The sequence below is a fragment of the Capsulimonas sp. genome (assembly GCF_039929585.1).
In the GTDB taxonomy this organism is placed as follows: domain Bacteria; phylum Armatimonadota; class Armatimonadia; order Armatimonadales; family Capsulimonadaceae; genus Capsulimonas.
This window is the reverse complement of sequence record NZ_JBDSQY010000080.1, coordinates 1-7471: the sequence shown is the minus strand read 5'-3', so window position 1 is coordinate 7471 and position 7471 is coordinate 1. Positions and strand designations below refer to the sequence as shown.

Genomic DNA, 7471 nt, shown 5'->3' with positions numbered 1-7471 from the left:
CCTCTCAAACTGTCTTGACAAATGGGACCACTATAGTATTATCTTCGTTCTCAATCTGCTTCACCACTGAGAGACGATTGCTGTGGCGCGAAGGGATAGTATATCGTACATGCCATAAATGAACTAGCTCATTGCCGAGATTAAGCAGAGCAGGACGTTGTACTATTCTTATTCCTTCATGTGTTTGAGAATGACCTCTACTACTTGCTGCTGGCCCTCGTCGCTAAACGTCGGGAAGGCTTTGGCGACGAACTCACGAACCGATTGCTCGTCGCCGTGGACCGGAGACGGGATAGAGGGGGAGATCGGATCGTACCCGCCGAGTTTCAGCGTCTCGTTCATGTCCCAGCCGAACGTCTCCGCAACCTTGATGAGTGTCTGGTGGTTGACGGTCACGCCGCTGACGATCGTGTAAATCGTGATGTGGTTCAGGCGAGTACTGGCGCCGGCCATGCGCAGCGACTGGTACGGCCGGTCGGACTCATCCCACCCGATCTCGTACCGCAACTTACGCGCAAGCTCCTGGTTCGGCCCGCTGATGGGGGTAAAGACCGCCGGTTTGTTCACTCGTCGCCGTTGAGTCATTGGGATCTCTCTTCGTCTCTGATTTTGCAAGCATTCTAGCATATAATCATCGCTCCGTGAGCAAGTGCGAAAACGCCTTTCCGGTTATGACGACACCACTTAACGCGTGAAATCTGCAAGATTTGTAGAGAATGAACGAAGAAGAAACTCCAGACATCGACGTTCAAAACTCAGTTGAAACTTTAATCAGATGCTTTAAATTTTGCAAGGAAGTCAGGACACGATGCGAAAAAATCACAATGACGTCATTTTTGAAGAATGGTTCGCGGGAGTCTGCTTCGCCATCGCCATTTTTTGCGGCGCCATGATCGTAACCTATGCAACCCACTATATTGGTTCGTTTCTGATCACCCTCGTGTCTCTGCCCCTGCTGACATCCCCGAGGTCGCAGACGCTCCGAAATATCGGCGCCGGGGCGATTCTCGGGGTTGCCGTGATATTTCTCTTTGGCGTTGTCGCTGTATGGGAGGCGCATCCTTGAACGTGAAACAGTACGCCGCTTCTGGGAAAGTCGAGGTCATCATGCGAGAGAATAATAAAGTGACAAGCTTTGACGAGTTTTTCGCGAACAGCAGCTTTGGGATCGCCTGCTTCTGCGTCTCCATCGTCCTATCAATGCAGACGTTTTACATAAGCTCCGTTTTTGTCGCTCCCATGTGCATGGCGATCTTCTTGGTTTCAAGATCGGAGCTTCTGAGATGCGGCGCGAGCGGGTTCTTGCTGCCGGTCGGCGCGCTGGCGCTCGCCCGTCTCATTTCTGCTCCAATACATTGGTGACAACATGACTATCTGAAGTGAAATGGTGCTGGATCTTCCTCCATGGGTTTGACGACTAACTCGCAAATCCTCTTCTGCTCACCCAAATCCCTCTCACCCCGGCGAACAGCCACCGGAAATATCCTGAAACTCCCTGTTGACAGGAACTATACATATAGTGTATAGTGTTTTTATGAACAACGCTCTTACCCTTCTTGGCCTGATCGGCTCCGGGTCGGGCTATGGCTATGACCTGAAGCAAAACTACGATCATTATTTCAACCTGGCGAAGCCGCTGGCGTTTGGACAGGTGTACGCGATCCTGTCGCGGATGATCCGAGACGGTTATATCCAGTCCTCCGGCGAGGAAACGGGTGGCGGGCCGGATCGCAAGAAGTACGAAATCACTCCCGAGGGGCGCAAGCGCCTGGAGGAATGGATGGTAACGCCCGAGATCCCTTCGGAAACGCTCCAAACGGACGTATTCGCGAAAACCATCATCGCCTTGCTGATCGAACGGGACACCGAGGAGCTGCTCGATATCCAGCGGCGCAAACACCTGGAGCGGATGCGGCAGTTGACGAAGCAAAAACAGACGGCCGATGTCGTCCATATTCTGCTCTGCGATTACGCCCTCTCCCACATCGAAGCGGATCTGCGCTGGATGGAGCTCACCAGCGCCCGTTTGAATGAACTGAGAAAAGAGATCAAGTCATGAGCATCCCCATGCTACAGGCGTTGGATATTAAAAAGTCGTTCGGAAAAAGCGAAGCCCTGCGCGGTCTGAACTTCGAGGTGGAGAAGGGCGAAGTGGTCGCGGTTATGGGACCGAGCGGATCGGGCAAGTCCACCCTGCTGCACTGTCTCGCGGGCATACTCGCTCCAGACTCAGGCCAGGTGCTGCTGTCGGGCGTCGAGATTCAGAACCTGAATGAGGAGCGCCGCAGCGAACTCCGGCGGACACAGTTTGGGTTCGTCTTCCAGTTCGGACAATTGCTTCCCGAACTGACCGCGCTGGACAACGTCTCGATTCCCTTATTGCTTGGCAAAGTCAAGCGTAAGGATGCGGAAGGACGCGCGCGAATTTGGCTGGAGCGACTGGGCCTTGCGGGCATGGAAGACAAGCTGCCGTCGGAGCTTTCCGGAGGTCAGGCGCAGCGGGTCGCCATCGCCCGAGCGATGGTGACGCATCCCCAGGTGCTGTTCGCCGACGAACCGACGGGATCCCTCGATTCGCTCGCGGCGGAAAACGTCATGAATATGATGCTGGAATCCGTGCGCAGCGAAGGGACGACCGTGATCATCATCACACACGACGCCCGAACCGCCGCCTACGCCGATCGAGATGTGATCGTTCGCGATGGACGGATCTCGGGAGCCATGATGGGGAGCGGCAAGTAACTATCCGCCGTCGACAAAAAACCGCGTAATCGACTGACTATATCAATAGCGACAATAGCAATTTAGATAATATTGCGAATGTGCGAAAGAAATCAACAATGAACGCATTTCTGCTTCGGCTCGCCCTGCGCGGCAGCCGGGGATCCTTAGGACGACTGCTGGGTATGGTCGCCGGCCTTGCCGTCGGAACCGCGCTGATCGTTTTGCTGATCGGCGTTTACGTCGGCATTCAGCGGCGCGATGCGCGCGGCTCCTGGCTGACCAACCAGCAGGGCAAACGTCTGAACGCCGATGACAAAACCCAGATGGATCCCACGACGGTCTTCGTGGATCAATGGCGCGAATTTTTTCAGAAACAGACGATCACACGGATCGATATCGCGGCGTCGCCAGGCAGCCAAGTCCGCGTTCCCGGGCTTCCACGCCCCCCGCGTCCAGGCGAGTATTTTGTCTCTCCTGGCTTGGACCGGCTGATCAAAGTCACGCCGCCAGACCAACTCGGCGACCGGTTCGGCAAAACCCAGGCGGGCTTGATCGATCCCAGCGCACTCGGCAATTCGAGTTCGCTGACCGTAGTCGTGGGACAGGATCTGGCGGCGATGCGCAAAGACAGCAACAAGCAATTGGTGCGGACGTTTGACCGCAGTCCGACACCAGCGTCGCAACTCTATAAAACGGTGATTGTGATTGGCGTAATCGCGATGGGGCTGCCCATTATTGTCTTGATGGGGATCGTCAGCCAGCTGGGCGCCGCCGCGCGGAATGAACGCTTCGCGACGCTGCGATTGATCGGCGCCGCGCCGCGCCAGATTGGGGGAATCGTCGGGATGGAAACGCTGGCGGTCAGCGCCCTCGGAGCGATTTTGGGGGTATTCCTTGCCGCGATCATCCTTCCATGGGCAGCAGCGATCTCCATCGCCAACGAGACTTTTCTGCCTACCGATCTGGCGCTGTCCCCTCGGGTTCTCTTGGGAATCATCGCTGCGATCACGACGATCTCGACCCTCGCGGCGATCCAAGGCGTGCTCCGCCTGGGCATCTCACCGCTTGGCGCGTCACGGCAGTTCAAGGAGCGCACACCGTCGGTGATCCGGCTCATCCCGCTTGCCGTTGGATTGGGCCTGATGGCCCTCATACATGGAAACGCCCAGGCAAGCAACGGCCCCATGTTGCTCATTGCGGGGTTTCTCTGTTCGGCCTTCGGGGTCATCTCGGCCGGCCCGTGGCTGACATTCCAGGCGAGCCGCGTTCTGGCGCGGCGTGCGCAATCCCCCGCCGGCTTGATCGCGGCTAAGCGCATTTTGAGCGCGCCGGCGGCCACTTTCCGTGCGGCGAGCGGATTGGTGCTGGCGATCTTCGTCGTCAGCTTCTTTTTCGGCGCCATGAGCGCAATCGTAGATAAAGAAGTCGTATACAAGCCCGGCATACTTCCGAAAGACGCGCTGGCCGCCACGTTGTTCACCTGGCCCATGTCGAAAGCGGATCTGCAGGGCCTTGTTGGCGACCTGCGACGCGTACAAGGCGTGACCGACGTGGCGGTAGTGTATCGTTTCGAAGATAATGACAATCGCATTGAGGTGACGCCGTGCTCGAACACCAAGGCGCTGGGACTTCCGCCGTGCGCCGCAAATGTCCGCTACACGAGCTTCGATGCGGATACCTTTGTCTTCAATCTGCCTACGAAGCTTGTCACGACAGAACCGGCCGAGATATCGTCTGCGCAGGCGGCGCTAATGAAACCACTCTTCGTCATCGCGCTCACCAACGGCGCTGGAGATACCATCGAGCGCGCTCGAACGGTCATGGAGCAGGAGGCCCACAGCGATATGCCGCCCTTTACGCGGCCCGAACTCGGTGGAGATGGAAATCGGGCTCTGAGGGAATTGTCATATCTCGCTTACATCGGCGCATTTCTGAGCATCTTCATCTCCGGATGCAGCCTGGCGGTGGCGGCCGCAATCGCCATGGTCGACCGGCGGCGGGTCTTTGGCCTGCTGCGGCTGTCGGGAATGCCGGTGGGCGACTTGCGTAAGATCGTCGCCTTCGAAGCGGCCGCCCCTCTCGCCTCGGTTACGCTCTTTTCCGCCGGCCTTGGCTACCTCGTCGCGGAACTGCTCGTCACAGCCTACAGCGCGACGTATCACGTGAAAGCACCCGACCCCGCCTACTACATCGTCATTGGGATCGGCCTGGCGTTCGCCGCCGCCGTGATCGGGTCCACGCTGCAAATGATCCGAACGACCACCGGCGTAACATCCACCCGGTTCGAATGACATTGACCATGTCGCAAAACAATAGAAAGAATTTCCATCAATGAAACATCACGCAAATTATTGCCGCAGCGCGGCGCTCGTCCTCACAGGCGGCGCCGTCATGATATCCCAATTGCCGGCCAAGGCTCATGCGGTCGACAATCCTCTGGCCAGCGCACGCACCATCCAAGTCGATGCAACATTGAGCGTGACGATGGGACATCAAACGGAAGTAGGGGGGGAAATGCACCATACCGACTATTTCCCATCGACGCGCATCCAAGTGTGCATCAAAATTCCAGACAAAGTCAAAACGGTTATGTGGGATTACAACTCGGACGCCGTCAAGCAAGGTCCAAGCGGCGTCTACGCCGTCGATGGCAAAAAAGAGTACATTTACAATGGGTTCTCTCATCATGCCGCCACGAGGCGCGTTACCGATGACAAGCTGTCGAATGAGATGCGCATGTGCTCAGGCGCCAATCTAATCCTGGAGCAAAGCTCGCTTGCCAAATTCGCTAAACGCGGTCAGCGAATAATCACTCAGACGACGCTGGACGGACGTCCGGCGATCCTGCGCACGGACATTTTGACCGCAATGGACGACGGAAGCGGCGGTTTCACCGTTGCGCAGGAAGAGATATGGTTCGACGCCGCGACAAAGCTACCCATTCGCGATCGAATCTCGGATCTATCTCACGGGAAATTGGAGCCCGGCATGCAACTGGATTTTTCCAACTGGGTACTTAATAAGCCAATCGCCGCCACACAACTTGCTTTTTCTGTTCCTAAGGCGGACAAGCAAATGATCGCGACACTCACCCGGCCGCCAGTCGGATCAATGGCGCCGGACTTTGAGGCCGTCACGCCCGACGGCAAGACAGTCCATCTCTCCGATTACAAAGGCAAGGTCGTTGTGCTCGATTTCTGGGCGACGTGGTGCGGCCCCTGTCAAATAGCGATGCCGCACCTCGAGGGCGTCTCCCAGCAGCTAAATGGCCAAAATGTTCAGGTGCTGGCCGTCTGCGTTATGGACAAGCAAGACGCCTACGACCAGTGGCGAACGAAGAATATCGGCGCGAAGTATCACTTCCCAGTGGTTTTTGACACGGCGAAGCAAGCCGTCGATCGATTCCACCTGGGCAGTATTCCTCAGCAATTCGTCATCGGCGCCGACGGACGTATTGTCTATTCAAAATTGGGCTTTGATGCGGGAGACCACGCTCTGGAAGCGTCTCTGCGAACGCGTGGCCTAAACGTCACCGATGTGGTGGACTGACGGAAACAAAGGGTCAAGCAGCGCGTGCATATTCCTTCTCGCGCACGCTGAGGAAGGCGGCGACGCACTCGGGGTCCCATTGCTGGCCCGCGCCGCGGCGCAGGATTTCCATCGCGTGCGCGGGGTCCATGCCCTTGCGATAGGGGCGGTCGGTGGTCATGGCGCTGTAAGCGTCGGCCACCGCCATCACGCGCGCCATGGGGGGAATGTCCTGACCGGCGAGGCCTGCGGGATAGCCGCTGCCGTCCCAGCACTCATGGTGGTAGCGCACGGCGTCGAGAGTCGGATGCAGGGCAGGGACGGCGCCGACGATCACGGCGCCAAGAGTCGGATGCTCCTTGATCGCGTTGACCTCTTCTGCGGTCAGAGCGCCGGGCTTGCGCAGGATGGAGTCCGGCACGCCGATCTTGCCGACGTCGTGCAGCAAGGCGGCCGTTCGCAGAATGTGCTTGTCCTGAGACGACCATCCCAGGCGCTCCGCGATCTCCAGGCAGTAAACCATCACATCTTCCGAATGATGGCGGGTATAGCGGTCTTTGTTGTCCACGGCGCTGACCAGACCGTAGATCATCGCGAACCCCTCGACGGATTCGGCGATTGACGCGCGCAGCAGATCGACCCCGTTGTCGCGGCCGCCGCTTTTCACTCGGTGAAGCCGCTCGATCGCCAGCTCCAGCGCCAGCACGCGCGTGGCGGCCTCTTCGGGGAAGAGGGCGACGCCGGTGGAAACACTGAGCGGGACGGCGCTTTCGGATCCTTTGGGGTGATAGCTAATGCGCTCCAGCAGACACGTCAGACGTTTCTGAAGCGACGCAACATCTTCGGCGCATGCTCCGGGCATCAGGAGCACGAACTCGTCACCGCCGAACCGAGCCATGCAGTCGTAGGAGCGGCATGAGGCGCGCAGGGCGCCGGCAACGCGGATCAGGAGTTCATCGCCGACTTGATAACCGTACACTTCGTTGAAAAATCGGAAGTTGTCCAGGTCGATCACGATCGCAGCGAGGGAGTAGCCGCCGGTCAGCGCATACGCCGCCTCGTCGTCAAATCGTTTCTGGAAGGCGCGATGGTTGAGCAGGCCCGTCAGCGGGTCCAGATCCTGACGCGCGAGCGCGTCCGCCAGCATCATCTCGCGCTCTTCTTCCATCGCACGGCGCTCACTGATGTCCTGTATGGTCCCTTCGTAAAACAGGATTCG

General features: G+C 57.9%; 8 protein-coding genes. 6 read left to right on the top strand and 2 right to left on the bottom strand.

The window, feature by feature from the left end:
* Positions 1–168: 168 nt before the first annotated feature.
* Entirely contained in the window at positions 169–585 is a 417-nt protein-coding gene (locus ABIZ35_RS05825; protein ID WP_348218933.1) for a hypothetical protein, read from the bottom strand.
* A gap of 223 nt (positions 586–808) precedes the next feature.
* Here ABIZ35_RS05825 and ABIZ35_RS05820 point away from each other — a divergent pair, with 223 nt between their 5' ends.
* The 6 genes from ABIZ35_RS05820 to ABIZ35_RS05795 all read left to right on the top strand — a co-directional run bounded on the left by ABIZ35_RS05820 (position 809) and on the right by ABIZ35_RS05795 (position 6273).
* Positions 809–1066, top strand: coding sequence for a hypothetical protein (locus ABIZ35_RS05820; protein ID WP_348218932.1), 258 nt, complete (start codon positions 809–811; stop codon positions 1064–1066).
* Entirely contained in the window at positions 1063–1362 is a 300-nt protein-coding gene (locus ABIZ35_RS05815) for a hypothetical protein (protein ID WP_348218931.1), read from the top strand. The genes ABIZ35_RS05820 and ABIZ35_RS05815 overlap by 4 nt, the downstream gene beginning before the upstream one ends.
* Before the next feature lie 172 nt (positions 1363–1534).
* The gene (locus ABIZ35_RS05810) at positions 1535–2059 is read left to right on the top strand and encodes a PadR family transcriptional regulator (RefSeq protein WP_348218930.1); all 525 of its coding nucleotides are present in this window, start codon (positions 1535–1537) and stop codon (positions 2057–2059) included.
* Complete coding sequence (locus ABIZ35_RS05805) at positions 2056–2742, top strand: ABC transporter ATP-binding protein (RefSeq protein WP_348218929.1); 687 nt, start codon at positions 2056–2058, stop codon at positions 2740–2742. Before ABIZ35_RS05810 ends, ABIZ35_RS05805 begins: the two co-directional genes overlap by 4 nt.
* A gap of 98 nt (positions 2743–2840) precedes the next feature.
* Complete coding sequence (locus ABIZ35_RS05800) at positions 2841–5015, top strand: FtsX-like permease family protein (protein ID WP_348218928.1); 2175 nt, start codon at positions 2841–2843, stop codon at positions 5013–5015.
* A gap of 40 nt (positions 5016–5055) precedes the next feature.
* A complete protein-coding gene (locus ABIZ35_RS05795) occupies positions 5056–6273 on the top strand; it encodes a redoxin domain-containing protein (protein WP_348218927.1) in 1218 nt (405 codons plus the stop codon).
* 13 nt (positions 6274–6286) lie between these two features.
* Here ABIZ35_RS05795 and ABIZ35_RS05790 read toward each other — a convergent pair.
* Positions 6287–7471 (bottom strand): diguanylate cyclase (locus ABIZ35_RS05790; RefSeq protein ID WP_348218926.1); only part of this gene is annotated, 1185 nt, incomplete at its 5' end.

Excerpts from the sequence above, each read along its gene's own strand:
- ABIZ35_RS05820 (WP_348218932.1), top strand. The coding sequence starts at position 809 with ATGCGAAAAAATCACAATGACGTCATTTTTGAAGAATGGTTCGCGGGA.
- ABIZ35_RS05795 (WP_348218927.1), top strand. The coding sequence starts at position 5,056 with ATGAAACATCACGCAAATTATTGCCGCAGCGCGGCGCTCGTCCTCACA.
- ABIZ35_RS05805 (WP_348218929.1), top strand. The coding sequence starts at position 2,056 with ATGAGCATCCCCATGCTACAGGCGTTGGATATTAAAAAGTCGTTCGGA.
- ABIZ35_RS05825 (WP_348218933.1), bottom strand. The coding sequence starts at position 585 with ATGACTCAACGGCGACGAGTGAACAAACCGGCGGTCTTTACCCCCATC.
- ABIZ35_RS05810 (WP_348218930.1), top strand. The coding sequence starts at position 1,535 with ATGAACAACGCTCTTACCCTTCTTGGCCTGATCGGCTCCGGGTCGGGC.
- ABIZ35_RS05800 (WP_348218928.1), top strand. The coding sequence starts at position 2,841 with ATGAACGCATTTCTGCTTCGGCTCGCCCTGCGCGGCAGCCGGGGATCC.